The organism is Rhizobium sp. BK512, assembly GCF_014194915.1.
Taxonomy (GTDB): domain Bacteria; phylum Pseudomonadota; class Alphaproteobacteria; order Rhizobiales; family Rhizobiaceae; genus Rhizobium.
On record NZ_JACIAS010000001.1, the window covers coordinates 50,985 to 67,513 of the forward strand.

General features: G+C 59.1%; 18 protein-coding genes. 11 read left to right on the forward strand and 7 right to left on the reverse strand.

What is annotated here, in order from left to right; genetic code table 11:
* Complete coding sequence (locus tag FHX06_RS00305; RefSeq protein ID WP_112543183.1) at positions 1–294, reverse strand: hypothetical protein; 294 nt, start codon at positions 292–294, stop codon at positions 1–3.
* Between the two features lie 378 nt (positions 295–672).
* Between FHX06_RS00305 and FHX06_RS00310 the strand changes: the two genes are divergently transcribed.
* Positions 673–876: a hypothetical protein gene (locus FHX06_RS00310; protein ID WP_112972545.1), complete on the forward strand. Its 204-nt coding sequence runs from the start codon at positions 673–675 to the stop codon at positions 874–876.
* A 41-nt stretch (positions 877–917) separates the two neighbouring features.
* Here FHX06_RS00310 and FHX06_RS00315 read toward each other — a convergent pair whose 3' ends face one another.
* The 3 genes from FHX06_RS00315 to FHX06_RS00325 form a co-directional block, all read right to left on the reverse strand.
* Positions 918–1,439, reverse strand: coding sequence for a hypothetical protein (locus tag FHX06_RS00315; protein WP_312866371.1), 522 nt, complete (start codon positions 1,437–1,439; stop codon positions 918–920).
* Between the two features lie 56 nt (positions 1,440–1,495).
* Positions 1,496–2,002 (reverse strand): hypothetical protein, encoded by a 507-nt coding sequence (locus tag FHX06_RS00320; protein WP_018115834.1) that lies wholly within the window; start codon positions 2,000–2,002, stop codon positions 1,496–1,498.
* Between the two features lie 110 nt (positions 2,003–2,112).
* Positions 2,113–2,376 (reverse strand): KTSC domain-containing protein, encoded by a 264-nt coding sequence (locus tag FHX06_RS00325; RefSeq protein WP_112543180.1) that lies wholly within the window; start codon positions 2,374–2,376, stop codon positions 2,113–2,115.
* 251 nt (positions 2,377–2,627) lie between these two features.
* Between FHX06_RS00325 and FHX06_RS00330 the strand changes: the two genes are divergently transcribed.
* Positions 2,628–3,320: a GntR family transcriptional regulator gene (locus FHX06_RS00330; RefSeq protein WP_018115832.1), complete on the forward strand. Its 693-nt coding sequence runs from the start codon at positions 2,628–2,630 to the stop codon at positions 3,318–3,320.
* Between the two features lie 7 nt (positions 3,321–3,327).
* Positions 3,328–4,020: a GntR family transcriptional regulator gene (locus FHX06_RS00335; protein WP_018115831.1), complete on the forward strand. Its 693-nt coding sequence runs from the start codon at positions 3,328–3,330 to the stop codon at positions 4,018–4,020.
* A gap of 280 nt (positions 4,021–4,300) precedes the next feature.
* Here the strand turns inward: FHX06_RS00335 and FHX06_RS00340 are convergent, their stop codons facing one another.
* Positions 4,301–6,208 (reverse strand): bifunctional sugar phosphate isomerase/epimerase/4-hydroxyphenylpyruvate dioxygenase family protein, encoded by a 1,908-nt coding sequence (locus FHX06_RS00340; RefSeq protein ID WP_113015324.1) that lies wholly within the window; start codon positions 6,206–6,208, stop codon positions 4,301–4,303.
* 233 nt (positions 6,209–6,441) lie between these two features.
* Between FHX06_RS00340 and FHX06_RS00345 the strand changes: the two genes are divergently transcribed.
* From FHX06_RS00345 to FHX06_RS00375, 7 genes are all read left to right on the forward strand, one after another.
* The gene (locus FHX06_RS00345; RefSeq protein ID WP_018115829.1) at positions 6,442–7,272 is read left to right on the forward strand and encodes a transporter substrate-binding domain-containing protein; all 831 of its coding nucleotides are present in this window, start codon (positions 6,442–6,444) and stop codon (positions 7,270–7,272) included.
* Between the two features lie 110 nt (positions 7,273–7,382).
* On the forward strand, positions 7,383–7,835 hold the full coding sequence (gene aroQ, locus FHX06_RS00350) for a type II 3-dehydroquinate dehydratase (RefSeq protein WP_113015323.1): 453 nt from the start codon (positions 7,383–7,385) through the stop codon (positions 7,833–7,835).
* Positions 7,832–8,500: an amino acid ABC transporter permease gene (locus FHX06_RS00355; RefSeq protein WP_018115827.1), complete on the forward strand. Its 669-nt coding sequence runs from the start codon at positions 7,832–7,834 to the stop codon at positions 8,498–8,500. Before aroQ ends, FHX06_RS00355 begins: the two co-directional genes overlap by 4 nt.
* A gap of 7 nt (positions 8,501–8,507) precedes the next feature.
* Positions 8,508–9,152: an amino acid ABC transporter permease gene (locus FHX06_RS00360; RefSeq protein WP_018115826.1), complete on the forward strand. Its 645-nt coding sequence runs from the start codon at positions 8,508–8,510 to the stop codon at positions 9,150–9,152.
* Between the two features lie 82 nt (positions 9,153–9,234).
* On the forward strand, positions 9,235–9,963 hold the full coding sequence (locus FHX06_RS00365) for an amino acid ABC transporter ATP-binding protein (RefSeq protein ID WP_113209076.1): 729 nt from the start codon (positions 9,235–9,237) through the stop codon (positions 9,961–9,963).
* A 27-nt stretch (positions 9,964–9,990) separates the two neighbouring features.
* A complete protein-coding gene (locus FHX06_RS00370; protein WP_183877630.1) occupies positions 9,991–11,046 on the forward strand; it encodes a Gfo/Idh/MocA family protein in 1,056 nt (351 codons plus the stop codon).
* On the forward strand, positions 11,039–11,866 hold the full coding sequence (locus FHX06_RS00375) for a shikimate dehydrogenase family protein (RefSeq protein WP_183877631.1): 828 nt from the start codon (positions 11,039–11,041) through the stop codon (positions 11,864–11,866). Before FHX06_RS00370 ends, FHX06_RS00375 begins: the two co-directional genes overlap by 8 nt.
* Positions 11,867–12,086: 220 nt before the next feature.
* On the opposite strand, the gene FHX06_RS00380 is transcribed toward FHX06_RS00375, so the two are convergent.
* Together FHX06_RS00380 and FHX06_RS00385 are read right to left on the reverse strand one after the other, a co-directional pair.
* On the reverse strand, positions 12,087–12,413 hold the full coding sequence (locus FHX06_RS00380) for a hypothetical protein (protein WP_113146574.1): 327 nt from the start codon (positions 12,411–12,413) through the stop codon (positions 12,087–12,089).
* Positions 12,414–12,681: 268 nt separating this feature from the next.
* Positions 12,682–13,212, reverse strand: a complete 531-nt coding sequence (locus FHX06_RS00385) for a suppressor of fused domain protein (protein ID WP_183877632.1) — start codon at positions 13,210–13,212, stop codon at positions 12,682–12,684.
* A gap of 609 nt (positions 13,213–13,821) precedes the next feature.
* Here FHX06_RS00385 and FHX06_RS00390 point away from each other — a divergent pair.
* The gene (locus FHX06_RS00390) at positions 13,822–16,362 is read left to right on the forward strand and encodes an NB-ARC domain-containing protein (protein WP_183877633.1); all 2,541 of its coding nucleotides are present in this window, start codon (positions 13,822–13,824) and stop codon (positions 16,360–16,362) included.
* Positions 16,363–16,529: the final 167 nt, after the last annotated feature.

Here is a 16,529-nt window from a genome sequence, read left to right on the forward strand (position 1 = left end):
TCAGAAAAGAAACCACAGGAACACGGCCAGCAGCAGCGCGGCGGCGGCGAACTTCAGGATCGTGGCAGGAGCGAGCGGAGGCTTCCTGCGGGCGACGACATATGGCTCGATGATATTCTGGAAGAAAATGTCACGGTCTTCGGGTCGAGCGGCCATCAACTGTACGTAGCGGGATTTCGTGATGCCGCTTGCCTGGCCGCTGCCGCCATCGGCGTACAGGATCTCGAGGCTCCGGTCGCTCTCATTGTACTTCACCTTCCGTACCTTGTGACATTCAAAGGAAGTCCAGGTCATTGTGGCGTCCAAATAGAATTGCTCCCGATACGAAGGACTATTGCTCACCTGCGCCATGCGATAGCCAGGTGATCCCCATAGTTACTGATGATGCTGAGCTTGACAAATTGCCCATAATAGTTACTTGCCACCGCCTCTTTAGCTGCAATGCTAGGCCAACACCCCGTTTATAGCCGGGATGTGACGCTTGTTATATCTTTCGACGGAGAGCCGGGGTAGGAGATGGGCGGAACGATCCGGGTTCGTCTCCTGCTGGATTTGCAGCATCGGCAGCGGGCAAGCGAGAGTGGGCAGCAGGAAAGCCCACTGGAGTTTGCGCACCGCAACCGACAGAGGAAAGCGGTGCCCAGGTGAAGACCTCACCTGCTACGATACTCGATGAAGCCAGTGCACTATCTCTTGATCATCTTCATTGCGCCGCCGCTCATTGCGCTTGCGCTCGGGATCGTCGTGATCGTCTCGTCATTCCGCGGCGAGCAGGCTGACCCGCGCCCGACGGGAACGATCGGCGTCCGAAAGGGCGGCAGGATCGGCAATCCCGGCTATGTGCTTCCGCCGCCATCGGACGGTGACTTTCAATAGTACTGTAGCCACCCCTCGCCCACCGCCGCTGGCGCGGGCTCTCAGGATCTGCGCGCCAGCGGCGGCAGAGTTATGAAGGCATTGTCGGGATCGTAGCTCGCCTTCGGCTTGCCCTTGCCGGGCTTGAGCAGCCCTGGTGCCAGGTGCCCCTTCGGGCCGAAGAGATAGGCGCTTCCCGCGCAGAGATGGGCAAGCGCGCGGTAATCGAAATAGCGGAACGTGCTGTCGGCAAGGAAGGCCGCCTCGTTATAGGCAGTGCCCTTGATCTCGGCAAAGCGCGTCTCGGTCATATAGGCGTAGAGCGCCTTCTTGTTGAGCGATGCGCCGCTGCAGAGCGTGGCGAGCGAATTGGCGAGCTTCACCACTCTCAATGTCTGGGCATCCGGGTTGTCGAGCGGCTTCATCGCCTCGGCGACATAGTGGTTCGTCGCCGGGTCGTTCGTCATGGATTTCTTCCAGAAGGCCGGCACCTCCTCGGCTGCGGCGGAGCCCGGAGAAACAAGGCCCGCGGAAGCGATCGCAAGAAGCGCGATGAAGAGACAAAGTCTGAAATGATAGGTCACGCCATCCCCCGTTCGGCATGTCGGCCGCGCCATCGCAAGCCCTGCGGAAATGCCCGTCAGCGCTGCTTCAGTTCGAGCCGGATCCTGTAGAAATTTGCGGCATCCGCCATCGCCTTCACGTCGCATTGCTTTGTGCCGACGGCGACTGTCGCGATGTCGCGGACATCGGTGGTCAGCCAGATCGGCGCCTCGCGCGTATAGGAGCGGCCGGGCAGCGCCCGCCAGTTGGCGAAGAAGATGCCGATCTCCTCGCCGGCCGCATTGAGGAAGGTCGCGACGACGCAGACCTGGTCGTCATCGTCAGGATCTTCGTTCTTCAGCGTGATTCGCGACATGACGGAATTCGTCTTCGGGTCGGCGCGGAAAGAGAAGCTGTAATATTGCGGCCGCTTCCAATCCCATTTGTCCTCGACGAGCTTGCAATATCCATCCTCGGAGGAAAGGCATTCTTGCGCTGCCTGGACGCGCCAGACATAGTTCTTCCATCCGTCCTCATCGGGAATGGGGGCATGGTCGCTGGTCAGGAGGCCAAGGGCGATGGAGAGTTGTTTGAGGGTCGGCATAACGGGATGCTCGCCGGATTCGCCGCACCGCGCAAGCCCCTGACACCAGGGGCCTTCGGGCCGGACCAGACGATCCGGCCTTCTATCCTGTCAATGTGTTGCGGGCGCGCTCACGACAGTTGACCGCGCTTGCCGGTGACCATGCGAAACATCTGTTTTGCGCGTCCATCAGCACCTTCGGCCGAGCGCGGATAGGCATCGCGGATATGGCGCGTGTAATACCAGCCGGGCGACGTGGCCGTGATCAGGTTTTCATAGACGACCGGCGGCACGTTGAAATAGCGGCGGTGGCCCTTGAGGCGAATCTCGATGTCGAGGACCCCTGTCGACGGGTCGTAGGCAACGGATTTCACGAGTTTTGACGAAAGTTCCATCGTTGCTCCATATGCTGCGTCGCACAATGGAACCATGGTTAAGATAATAGTCAAGCCTTTGTAATGTTTCAGGACACATTACCTCACAAACCTTGCCTAACGTGAAGCCTGCTCTAAAAGGCCGGTCCGCAGGCAGTTGCCGCCCTGCAGCATTTCGCCTCACCCGCTGCTTGCGCCAAAATCCGTTTTCCGTTGTGCCCACCCTAGTTCTCCCGCTATATAGGAGGAAATGCAAAATCTCGGAGACAAGCATGCGGCAGGAAGATATCGAGGAAACCGTCGCCGAGAGTGGCTACAGGCAGATTCGTGCCGACATCATCTTCGGCCGGCTTGCGCCGGGACAGAAGCTGAAGCTCGAAAATCTCAAGAGCGCCTATGGCACCAGCGTCAGCACGCTGCGCGAAATCCTGAACCGGCTGACCTCGGAAGGCCTCGTTGTTGCCGAAGGGCAGCGCGGCTTCGAGGTGGCGGGCGTTTCCGTCGCCGATCTCAGGGAGATTGCCGCACTCCGGCTGCTGCTCGAGGAACATGCGCTGGAACAATCCTTCGAACAGGGGGATGTGGAATGGGAGGCGCAGCTCGTTTCGGCCCATTACAAGCTGGCGCGCATGGAAAAGGTCATGGCGACGGGCGATACCAGCCAGGCCGAGGACTGGAAGCGCTATGACTGGGAGTTTCACCAGGCGCTGATTGCCGCCTGCGGCTCGCGCCTGCTTATGGAAACGCATTCGGCCGTCTTCGACAAATACCTGCGCTATCAGATGGTGGCGCTTTCCTATCGCGGCAACGTGGCGGAAGAGGAGCACCGGCAGCTGCTGGAGACCGCCCTCAAGCGCGACAGCAAGACCGCCAAGGAGATCCTGCAGCGCCATATTCAGGCGGGCGTCGAACACGCGCTCGGCCGGGGGCTGCTGTCGGCCCTGCCCGCGCAGGCCAGGGGATGACGGCCTGATGCGCAGCGAAAAACCCGTGCCGAAAATGGCAAGCGAAGCCTCCGAGACGATCAGCGACGTCGTCTTCCGGCAGGTCCGGCAGGATATCATCTCCGGCGCGCTGGCGCCCGGCACCAGGATCAAGCTCGAGCAGGCGCGCGAACATTATTCGATCAGCGTCTCGTCGCTGCGCGAAATCCTGAGCCGCCTTGCAATGGAAAACCTCGTGCTCGCCGAGGGCCAGCGCGGTTTCGAGGTGAGCCCGGCCTCGATCAAGGAGCTGGAGGAGCTTGCCGATCTCAGGACAGTGCTCGAAACCCATGCGATCGGCCTTTCCTTTGCCGCCGGCAACCTCGAATGGGAAGGCCGCATCGTCGCCGCCCATCACAAGCTGGCAGCCGCCGAGCGGAAGCTTCTGGCAGGGGACGCCTCAAGGACCGTCGACTGGGTGCGCTATGACTGGGAGTTTCACCAGGCGATCGTCTCCGCCTGCAATTCGGCGACGCTGATGGCGACGCTGTCTTCGGTCTTCGACCGGTTTCTGAGATATCACATGCTGGCGCAGAGTTTTCGCGGGCAGGCCGTGGTGGATGATCACAAGCTGCTGTTCGAGCTGGCGCTGAAGCGGGATGTAGAGGGTGCCAGGGCGGTGATCGTCAGGCACGTGCAGAGCGGTGTGGCGCATGTGCTGAAGAGTGGGCGGATTGGGTGAACGGCTCGCGGTTGCGGGATTGTCGGTGCTAATGGCGGCCAGTTCAGCGGCTGGAGCCCCCTCACCCTAACCCTCTCCCCGCTGGGGCGAGGGAACGTGCCATACGATACCTCGAAGAACCCGCGACGTCGCGGCTTCCCCCTTCGCCCCATCGGGGAGAAGGTGCCCGAAGGGCGGATGAGGGGGCCATTGACGCGAATGGCCAGAATAAAGAAATTGCTCCACAAAAGGCGGCGCCAATCTGCAACGCCCTCACCTCATTGCTTACCGCGACGCACCCTCACCCCGCGTCCCTCGGCACCCCCTCCGGCCGCATTTGCTTCTTCAGCGCTGCAATCCTGAAAATCGCATTCGGCGCCCCATAGCCGCGATAGCTCCGCCGCTCCACCACCTCGAAGAAGAAGCCCTCCCCGTAAGTCCCGCTATAGAGCTGGAAATACTCGCCCTCCCCATCCCGATCATAGAGGATGTTTTCCGCCTTCAGCCGCTCGGTCAGCTCCGGCTCGAGCCCGAAGCGGGCTTCCACATCGTCGTAATAATTGGGCGAAATCGGCAGCGGCTTGAAGCCTTTCGCGCGCAGGCGCTCGGCCGTGGCGAAGATATCGTCAGTGGAAAAGGCCAGATGCTGGATGCCGGAGCCGAATTTCTCGGCGATGAAATGGCCGGCGAGCGTGCGGCGGTTTTCGGCGCCGTTCATGGTGATGCGAAGCGTGCCCGCCTCGTTCTCGATCACCTGGCTGCGCACCACCCCTGATGGGTCGATGATGTCGACGACAGGAGTTTTCCGGGTTTCGAAGATCGAGGTGTAGAAGAGCAGCCAGGTCAGCATCTCGTCATAGGAGACCGTCTGGGCAATGTGGTCGACCTGCAGAAGGCCGGCATCCCCGGCGTGCTTTGCATCGCCCTCCGCGCTTTTATCCTGCACCGGCTCGAAATCGATCTCTGAGAAGCGGCCGAGCGGGCTTTTCTCGTCGATCAGATAGATCAGCCCGCCGCCGACACCGCGGATCGCCGGAAGCTGCAATTCGCCCTCGACGACGGCCTGGGTGAAAGGCTCGGCATCGAGCGCCAGCGCGCGCGCATAGGCTTGCGCCGCATCCTCGACGACGAGCGCCACCGCATAGGCGAACGTGCCATGCACGGCATAGGCGGCATTGGCAAAACCCTCGGGATCGACATTGATGAGGATACGGATATTGCCCTGCTGGAAGAGCGTCACCTTCTTGGAGCGATGCACCGCCGCCTTGCTGAAGCCGAGCGCTTCGAGAATGCCGACAAGCTCCACCGCCTCCTCGTCATCGGTCGCGAATTCGATGAAGCCGACGCCCTTGACGGCGGCGCGCGCGGGCATGTCGATGCCGACTGACGTCTCCACCTTGCGGCGGATCTGGTCGGCCAGATAGATCAACGAGCGATGGCCATCGGCGGCGATTGCCCGTGTCGAGCCGCCGCGGAACTGGTCGTTGAAGATCTCCAGCGAGAAGAAACCGTCATAGCCTGTGGAGGCGACGGCCTCGGTAAATTCGGTGACGGGAAGATCGCCCTCGCCCGGCATGTTGCGGAAGTGCCGCGACCAGTAGAGCAGGTCCATATCGATCAGCGGCGCATCGGCAAGCTGCACGATGAAGATCTTCTCTTTCGGGATCGAGCGGATGGAATTGATGTCGATCTTGCGCGACAGCGAGTGGAAACTGTCGAGGATCAGCCCGACATTCTCATGATCGGCGCGGCGCACGATCTCCCAGGCATCGCGATGGTCGTTGACGAAGCGGCCCCAGGCAAGCGCTTCGTATCCCACTTTCAGCCCGCGTTTTGCCGCCCTCTCCCCGAGCTCGCGGAAATCGGCCGCCGCCCGGTCGATGCCGCCAAGCGCCGCCTGAGAGACATTGGAGCAGACGAGCACCATGTCGGTGCCGAGCTCCTGCATGATATCGAACTTGCGCTCGGCCCGGTCGAAGGTGCGGCTGCGCAAACTCTCCGGCATGCCCTCGAAATCGCGGAAGGGCTGGAACAGCGTGATGGTGAGCCCGAGATCGCGCGCCATGCGGCCGACATCGGCCGGGCTGCCGTCGAAGGCCAGGAAGTCGTTTTCGAAAATCTCCACGCCGTCGAAGCCGGCGCGCGCGATCGCTTCGAGTTTTTCCGGCAATTCGCCTGACAGCGTCACCGTCGCAATCGAGGTCTTCATACCAAGCATCCTCCTCGTTCGGGCCGCGATGGACAAAGCCATCGACCCTCCTGAGGGCATTATGGCGAATGTCGTGAGGATTTCAATTCAATTGATCAAATCAAAAGTCTCATATGATTTTCAAAAACTATGTTGATTTATGAGCGCACCTCTGGCAAACATGATGAGAACAGTCGGGAGAGGATGACTGTGAGGCTGCTTTTGGGCGGCCGCCAAAAAGGAGGAGAATTCCAATGCTGAAGTCGTTGCTGACGCGGCGTGGCGCCATGCTGGGTGCCGCCGCTCTTGTGGCCGCCATAGGTCTTGCCAACCCGGCCGCTGCCGTTACCCCCGATGAAATCAAGGCCCGCGGCAAGCTGATCGTCGGCATCCAGGGCGACAACCCGCCATGGGGTTTCGTCACCAGCGCCGGCAAGCAGGATGGCTTTGATGCCGATATGGCTGCGGCCTATGCCAAGGAACTCGGCGTCGAAGTCGAGTTCGTGCCGCTCGAAGTCAACAACCGCATTCCGGCGCTGACATCGGGCCGCGTCGACGTGCTCTTCGCCACCATGGCCATGCTGCCGGATCGCGCCAAGGCGGTGCAGTTCAGCCAGCCTTACAATGCCAATGCCATCGTGCTGATCGGCCCCAAGAACAAGTCGATCAAGACCAATGACGATATGGCGAACCTGACCATTTCCGTCGCCAAGGGTGCCGCACAGGACACGCAGGTCACCAAGAATGCGCCGCCGACCGCCACCATCCGCCGCTTCGACGGCGATGCGGCGAGCGTCCAGGCGCTGGTTTCCGGCCAGGTCGATGCGCTCGGCGGCAACATCTTCTACATGGACCGCGTGGAGAAGGCCCGCCCCGGCGAATTCGAAAACAAGCTGGAATTCCAGAAGCTCTATAACGGCGCCTGCACGCGTCTCGGCGAAAAGGAACTCAACGCCTCGATCAATGCCTTCATCGACAAGATCAAGGCCAATGGCGAGCTGAAGGTGATCTACGACAAGTGGATGAAGGTGCCGGTTCCGGAATTCCCGAAGAGCCTCGAAGGCATTTCGTTCACGGCCGGCTGAGCCATAGCCTCTGACAATCCGAGCATGAAGGCGGGCATTTCGATGCCCGTCCACGCCACCCCCATGCCCAAGACCAAGCAACCAGCTTTGCCCCGTTCGAGGTGCGCGACATGACCAGAACCATCTTCGTCCTCAACGGACCGAACCTCAACCTGCTCGGCGAGCGCGAGCCTGCCATCTACGGTTCCACCACCCTTGCCGATATCAGGGGGAAATGCCTGGCGAAGGCGAAGAGCCTCGGTTTCGAGATTGATTTCCGCCAGACCAATTTCGAGGGCGAGCTGGTGGAAAGCGTGCATCAGGCCCGGAAAGATGCCTGCGGCATCATCATCAATCCCGCCGCCTATACCTTCACCTCGATTGCACTTCTCGATGCGCTCAAAACCTTCGATGCGCCGAAGATCGAGCTGCATATTTCCAATGTCCATGCCCGCGAGGAGATCTACCATAAATCCCTGGTCTCGCGTGTCGCCACCGCCATCATGATCGGCTTCGGCGCGCGCGGCTATGAGCTGGCGATCGAGGCGATGGCCGGAATGGTGGGAGCGGCGAAAGCAGCATGAACTATCAACTGGATTTCACGCCCGTCATCGATGGCCTGCCGAGCCTGCTTCTCGGCTGTCTCGGCACGTTCCTGCTGGCGCTCTGCGGCATGGTGCTTGCCGTGATCATCGGCATCGGCGGCGTGGCGCTGCGGGATTCGCACATCAAGGCGCTGCGCTGGCTGGTGATCGGCTTTGTCGAGCTCATCCGCAACACGCCCTTCCTGGTGCAGATCTTCTTTCTCTTCTTCGCCCTGCCGCTGATCGGCATCAGGCTCGCCCCGACGCCGACGGCCATCATCGCGCTCGGCATCAATGGCGGCGCCTATGCGATCGAGATCATCAGGGGCGGCGTGCAATCCATTCCCAAGGGGCAGATGGAGGCGGGCCTCGCGCTCGGCCTGCACAAGGTGCAGGTGTTCCGGCTGATCATCCTGAAGCCGGCGCTGAGGGCGATCTACCCGTCGCTGACCAGCCAGTTCGTGCTCCTGACGCTGTCGACCAGCATCTGCTCGGCGATCTCCGCCTATGAGCTGACCTCGGTGGCGCAGCGCATCGAATCCGACAGTTTCCGCAGCTTCGAGGTCTATTTCACCATCACCGTGTTCTACCTCGTCATCTCCTGGCTGATGATGCGCCTCTTCGCGCTCTTCTCGGCCCGTTATTTCACCTATCCGGTCAAGTGAGGGCACCATGGGCAGCGAAGAATTCATCTTCCTTCTGATCGGCCTGAAATGGACCGTTCTTCTCTCCGCCGTCGGCTTCGTCTGCGGCTGCCTCGCCGGCCTTGCCGTCGCGCTCGCCCGCACCTCGGGCATGCCGTGGCTGGAGCGGCTGACTTCGGCCTATATCGCCGTCTTCCAGGGCACGCCGCTCTTGATGCAGCTCTTCGTCACCTATTACGGGCTCGCCCTCATCGGCTTCAAGCTCGACGCCTGGGAGGCGGTGGCGATCGGCCTCACGCTCCATGCCAGCGCTTATCTCGGCGAAATCTGGCGCGGCGCAATCGAAGCCGTGCCGCGCGGCCAGACGGAGGCGGCCAAGGCGCTGAGCCTCAAATATGTCTCGCGCATGAAGGATATCATCCTGCCGCAGGCGCTGCGCATTTCGCTGCCGGCCACGATCGGCTTCCTGGTGCAGCTCATCAAGGGCACCTCGCTCGCCTCGATCGTCGGCTTCACGGAGCTGACGCGGGCCGGCAACATCATCTCCAACCAGATCTTCCAGCCGCTCACCGTCTTCGGCATCGTCGGCATCCTCTATTTCCTGATGTGCTGCCCGCTGACCATCCTCGGCGCCCGCCTGGAGCGGCGCTTCAACGCGGCCCACGCGCGCTGATGCAGCGCCCTCACGAATTGGACCAGAGACCATGACATCAGCTCCCGCTCCATCCCCCAATCAGAACATGATTGGCGAAACCATGATCACCATGAGCCATGTGGAGAAATGGTACGGCGCCTTCCAGGCCCTGCACGATATCAATATCGATGTGCACAAGGGCGAGCGCATCGTGCTCTGCGGCCCCTCGGGAAGCGGAAAATCGACGCTGATCCGCTGCATCAACCATCTCGAGACCTACGAAAAGGGCGAGATCCGCGTCGGCGGCATCCTGCTCGGCAACCAGGCCAAGGCGATCGACGCGATCAGGCGCGAGGTCGGCATGGTCTTCCAGCAGTTCAACCTCTTCCCGCACCTGACCGTGCTGCAGAACTGCATGCTGGCGCCGATGCGCGCACTCGGCGTCGCCAGGGCCGAAGCCGAAGAGCGGGCGCGGACCCTGCTGGCCCGCGTAAAGATCTCCGAACAGGCGGAGAAATATCCGGTGCAGCTCTCGGGCGGCCAGCAGCAGCGCGTGGCGATCGCGCGCGCGCTCTGCATGCGCCCCAAGGTGATGCTCTTCGACGAGCCGACCTCGGCACTCGACCCTGAGATGGTCAAGGAAGTGCTGGATACGATGATCAGCCTTGCCGAGGAAGGCATGACGATGATCTGCGTGACCCATGAAATGGGCTTTGCCCGCCAGGTCGCCAACCGGGTGATCTTCATGGCAAGCGGCGCGATCGTGGAAGAGGCGCACCCGGCCGAATTCTTCACCAATCCGCGCCATGAGCGCACCCGCAAATTCCTCGGCGAAATCCTGCGCAACTAGCCCTGAGCGAAGACCGGGAGAAGCTCCATGTCAAAACGCCCCCTTGCTATCGCCGTCATGGGCGCCGGGCTGATCGGCAAGCGCCATATCGAAGGCGTGCTGGCCGAGCCGCGCACCACCCTTGCCGCCATCATCGACCCCTCGCCCGCCGCCCGTGACGAAGCCCGCGCAAACGGCCTGCCCTGGTTTGCAAGCCTTGCCGAAGCGCTCGCTGAAAACCGCCCGGATGGCGTCATCGTCGCCACCCCCAACCAGCTGCATGTGGCAAATGCCGACGATGTGGTGGCAGCCGGCATCCCCGTCCTCATCGAAAAGCCAGTTGCCGACGATGCGGCGGCCGCAGCCGGCCTTGTCGGCCGCGCGGAGCAAGCCGGCGTGCCCGTCCTCGTCGGCCACCACCGCCGCCACAACCCGATCATCCGGGAAGCCAAGCGCCTGATGGAAAGCGGCCGGCTCGGCCGCATCCGCTCGATCAACGGCAGCTTCTGGGTCGCCAAGCCCGATGACTATTTCGAGGTGACATGGCGCCGCGAACCCGGCGCCGGCCCGATCTTCATCAACCTCATCCACGATGTCGATCTCTTCCGCCATCTCATCGGCGAAGTCGAAAGCGTGCATGCGATGGAAAGCAATGCCGCCCGCGGCCATGCGGTCGAGGATACTGCCGTGGTGCTCCTGCGCTTTACAACCGGCGCGCTTGCCACACTCAGCGCCACCGATGCCGTGCCCTCGCCCTGGAGCTGGGAGCGCAGCTCGGGCGAAAACCCCGGCTTCCCCAGGGAAAACCAGTCCTGCTACCAGATCGGCGGCACTGAAGGCGCGCTCACGATCCCCGATCTCACCCTCTGGAGCAATGAAGGCCGCCCCGACTGGCGCGAGAAGCTGACGCAAGAGCGCCTGTCCGTTACATCAGCCGACCCGCTCACCCTGCAGCTCCAGCATTTCTGCGATGTCATCGAAGGTACGGCCACACCCCTCGTCAGCGGCCGGGAAGGCCTCGCCACGCTCGAGGTCATCGAGGCGATCAAGGCCTCCGCCAGCACCGGAAGGACTATATTCCTAAAAGGCAAATCCCATGATTAGCGGCACCACACGGCTGATCGCCCATCTCGGCTACCCGACGGAAAGCTTCAAGGCGCCGCTGATCTACAATCCCTATTTCGAGGAACAGGGCATCGACGCCGTCGTCGTGCCCATGGGCTGCCGGCCGGAAGATTACCCCGCCTTCCTGAAACTCGTCTTCCGCCTCTCCAACATCCACGGCGCCCTCATCACCATGCCGCACAAGATCCCGACCATGGATCTGCTCGACGAAATCTCCACCAACGCCCGCGTCTCCGGCTCCTGCAACGCCATCAGGCTCGGTGCCGACGGAAAACTGATCGGCGACATGTTCGACGGCGAAGGTTTCGTGCGCGGCCTCAAGCGCAAGGGCCAGACGATATCAGGCGCCAAAGCCCTCCTCATCGGCGCCGGCGGCGTCGGCTCGGCCATCGCAGCGTCGCTGGCCTCCGCCCAAATCGGCCACCTCGCCCTCCACGACGACAACAGGGCCGCGCTAGACGGCCTGAAAACCCGCCTCAACACCTGGTACCCGGCGACACGGGTCACGACCGGCTCCAGCGATCCCGACGGCTTCGACATCGTCATCAACGCCACACCGCTCGGCATGCGCAAGGATGATCCGCTGCCGCTGGATGTGAGCAGGCTTTCGCCTGCGACTTTCGTGGGTGAAGTGGTGATGAAGGAGGAGATCACGCCGTTTCTGGCGGCTGCGCGGGAGCGAGGGTGCCGGTATCAGGTGGGGACTGATATGCTGTTTGAGCAGATACCGGCCTATCTCGAGTTCTTTGGGTTTGCGACGACCACCGCGGAGCATTTGCGGCGGGTGGCGCGGTTGTAGAGTGCGGCTGGCAAAGCGAAAGTCAGTTCGGGACTGAGGTCTGCCATGCCCCGGCTCCGCGATCACGAGGTTGCCGTGCGCCAGACCTCGCCGAAGCCAATCCTATGTCTTTGAATGGGCACTCATCCAATGAGGCCAGACACGCTCTTTGGTTAGGCCAAATCCGCCTCAGAAGATGCATTTACCCTGTGGCTTTATCACAAGGCTCATGAAGCCTTGATCAGGACAGTGATTTGCTTTTCCCGAAGAGCTTCGCGACGAATGCGAGCGCCATGTGAAGGACCGTGGATACGACGGACGGACGGCGAACGATCGGCGGCAATCCAACCTTCACGCGAGAACGAGGCGTCAGTTGCACGGTGTCATGCATCGACCACCCGTCCGCCTCGCGAACTTTGACCAGACCCAGCGCTTCTGCCTCTTTGACAAATTTGTCTTCCGAGATTGCGATGCCGGAAAGCTCGCCGCTGTTGGCGGCAACCTTCTGTATCAGATCGTCAATACCTTGAAATTGCTGTTTCTCTTCGAACAGCTTCTCGATGCTCATTTATACCCCACCCCATAATCTCAACCCAAGGACAGCGGTATCAGGTTGTGATTTGCACGTAAACCGTGCGACGCAGCAGAGGTTGTAAAAAGTCTGGAATCTGGAAAAGGTCAACCAGTAAGGTTAAGACCGCACCGCCCATCATCCAATGTTGGCCCGCTCGGTGGGCACACTGGAAAACATGTGACCCCATCGCCCGATCGTCAAAGAATGGGGTCTTTCACTGCGATCAAAACGGCCGCCATAGATTGCTCAACTGCCCGAGCCGTTAAAATGCCGGCTCTCTGGACAGACTCCAGAACGGAACGACGCGAGCTCGGAACGCGTCCCAGAGCGCCTCTTCTCCGAACTTCTTCTTAAACTCGAGTTCAGAAGGGAATAGAGGGACTAACTTCATGAAAACGATAGACTCGTTACCGTTATCGAGCCGTGGCATGATGACCTCCCCGCTGGAGAACAGGAACGTGTGGATCGAGCCCGGCCCCTCCAACAGAAAGGGTATGCTGACAGTATCGCCGACATTGGGCGGCGATTGTGAGCCATTGCCGGCTACCGCGACCTCAGCCATGGCCGTGACGATTTCATCAACCTCAGGGAGAAGGCCGATGAAAAACTCGCAACCCGAATTACCTGATCGCTGCATAGAACGTGCGCCATCCGTCGCGTACAGCGCGACCCCTTCTGGATTGCCTTCTGCGCGCCACTTGTAGATGTGAAGGACCTGACCCTGCTGCGTAGTGAAGCGTGCGATGCGATCAGGTTCACCATACCTGCTTTCATAATAGGTTCTGATGTCCATTGTCGCATCCAGACCAAAGATTGATGGGTGGCGAACCCACTCCGTCTCGACCGGAGGCCTCCAGCACAACGACTGGCGCTCTTCCCCTGAGCTATGGGTCGCCACGCGCAGATCTAGCAGATTACCGCGCGCCCTCAATCCATTTGGTGGGGTTGCTTGCAGGAGCGTGATTTTCATTGGAACTTCGACAGTTCTCGGCATGCTTGCGGACAAACTGCCGCCACAGGGCGTGACGCGGCTTTCACCAATCACCACCCTCGGAAGGAGCAGATCTTTTCTGGCAGCGGCGCGGGAGAAACGGTGCCGGTACCAGGTGGGGACGGATATGCTATTTGAGCAGATACCGGCTTATCGGGAGTTTTTCGGGTTTGCGACGACGACTGCGGAGCATTTAAGGACGGTGGCGCGATTATGACCGCGCGCGCGTGGCGCAAAGGGCTCCGATCTATGGAACTCCAATCCGCGAAGTTCGAATAAGAGCCGATGCGAGACGTCTTATGCTTAAAGCATGAAGAGCCTCCACCGGAGCGATCATTCGTTCGCCGACGCCCGCATTGTTGACATGCCTCCAAATTTCAACTCAAGATATACATGCTTGGAGGCATTGAATTGATTCATATTGAAATTGAACGTAACATTGCGGAATTGCATAAGAACGGCCGACTTGATGAAAGCGTTCTTGCGGCACTACTGCCGAATGGGATCCCCCACGACTTTGAAGGTTTCTTATTCGATTACAAATTTTTCGTTCGACAAGAAAAAACCAAAGAAGACGAAGACCACATCGCGGATCTCGTTCGCGATTTCGTCTCTTTCTACAACTCGATGGGCGGCTACATTCTACTTGTTTTCCCGACTGATGTTGAATCGGGAGTAGAAAAATTTGTTAGTGACAACGATAAGATAAATCAGCACATAGCGACTTATATTGGGATGCCTCTCGGCATCAAGAGCTACAAAGGGTCCGCCGCCATTGATGGTATTCCTCGCAGCTACATACTTCTTTACATCCCTAAGAGGCGAGGCACAGAGAAGCCTAAGGCTTTCATTCGCAACAGTCGGAATTTAGGAACTGCGGACAAACAGAAATTCATAATACGCCGGGGCGACATTTACTGCAGGTACGAGCATGAGTGCCGTTTAGCAAACGAAGATGTAGAACTACTAACGTTCCTGTTCTCCGAGAGAGAGCCTTCCACAACTGCGCTATTCTCGACAAAGATCGAAAACAATCTTCCACCGAGAGATCCAAACCTCATCCAATTCGTTGGGAGAAAGGAGTACCTAGAGGCCCTTTGGCAATGGATAAGTGAGCCAAGGCGCCCCATTAAGGTACTGACCGCTGCCGGTGGCTTAGGGAAGACCACAGTCGCGTACGAATTTGCCACTCAAATCCTGGATCGACCGGGATCAGGCTTCGAGAAGATCGTATGGCTATCTGGAAAAAAGGTAACTTTCGCATCACTCCTCGGGCGTATGGTTTCGACGACACGGTGTGATTTTGAGAACGTCGGGCAGCTCCTAGAAAACCTGCTGCTACAGGTCGGATCTCCGCCGGACGAGATTCAACAAGCTTCCGATATTGAGGACAAGATCTCTCTCTGCATCGAAGCCTTCTCGGCATTGTCGATCCTCTTGATTGTGGACGATGTTGACTCCCTTCCACGCGACGAACAGAACGATCTCTACTCCACAATCTCGCAAATTATCATCGCCGCCAACGTCCGGAACGACAACAGCAGGGTTCTTTTCACGTCGCGACTGGAGTTGCTAACCGGCCGAGAACAGCGCATCTCAATGCGTGGCTTCGAAGGTATGGATTTCAACGACTACGTCGCTGTCAATATTGAGTACCTGATAAGAGACGAGAAGCAGGCCAAAAAGATTGGCGAGAATAAAACCAAGATCTTGGACGCATCGGCGGGATCGCCGATCTTCATAACATCTATTATTCGCCTTGTTTCATTGGGGCACGAACTGAGCCAAGCAGTAGCAGATTGGCGAGGAAAGAACGGCGAACAAATCAGAGCTTTTGCGTTCGAACGAGAAATCGATCAGCTCACGGTAACTCAGAAGGAAATCTTGTACGCGATGCAATTGCTGTCGCGAGCTCGTATCGATGAAATCAAGGAGATATGTGAACTTACATCCGTCGAGCTCGAGACTGATCTGGCAGGCCTGAAGGACTACCATCTCTACGCTACCAAGGGCGATCCGGCCTCTGGCACGGTCTTGGAGGTACCCGAACCAATCAGGCTCATGCACGACGTAACTCGGGGGAAGATTCCGGAAGATCGACGGAAGCTGATAGAGCGAGCGTGTTTAGCGGCAAAGACCGGCAACGAGGATCCGGCACGCTATATTGCGATAACAATATCCCAGACAGTGCGGCACTGGAAAAACGGGGACTATGACGTTGCCGAGTCCTACTTAACGGGAGAGATACAGAAAAATGGCAAGATCGGAGAATTCTACTGCCTCCGAGCACGGACAAGACTCGATTTGAGAAATCGAAAGCCGGAACAAATCGAGTCAGATTTCGAGCAAGCGGAAAAATATGGCTGCAATCCATTCGATCTTCTGAAGTATTGGTACATCTTCAAGCTTCGGAGTGGCGACTGGAGAGGACTGTACCGACTTCACAAAAGAAAATCAGTCATGGCTGAGACGTTTCCTGTCTTTAACTGCTGCAACGTTATGGCCGCGATACGTATCGCGGACAAGATTGTCGACCGCACACCATCAGAGGCACGTCAGTATTACGCGGATGCCCTCAAGTCGGCGGCAGACTACATCACCAGCGGCAAGAGTATGGGTTATTTCCATCAACTCCGAGCATTAATGAACGAAGCCGCTGTCGGATATATCAAATCCGTCCGCAAAGAGCGCGACGTCTCCACGCAGGACTTACAGATATTCAGATTCGTGGTGTCTTGCTTAGACTTCAACTTGGCACCGACATTTCTTCTTCGGATTGGACTAACGAGCCTCGACAGATGGATCTCCAATCTCGCCTACGGCAGCGAAATCCAACATCAGCGCGTCACCATCATTGACGACCTTGATAAGGTGTCACGGTACTTAGGAAGGCAAAATACTGTTCGCTTCGCGTTGACCGCAGAATGTGAACGGATCCGCGCCAAAATATAAAAGAACTTTCTTCGGCCCTGCTTTTGTGCGGCAAATACGCAAGTTAGTTGTGAGCGATTTACTTGCCCACCCCAACGCACGATGGCTAGATCTCTGAGACAAGCGCAGAGACGAGGGCGGAGGGGGTTGTCGCCTTGCATCCGTCAACAGCTTCCCACACCCCTCAC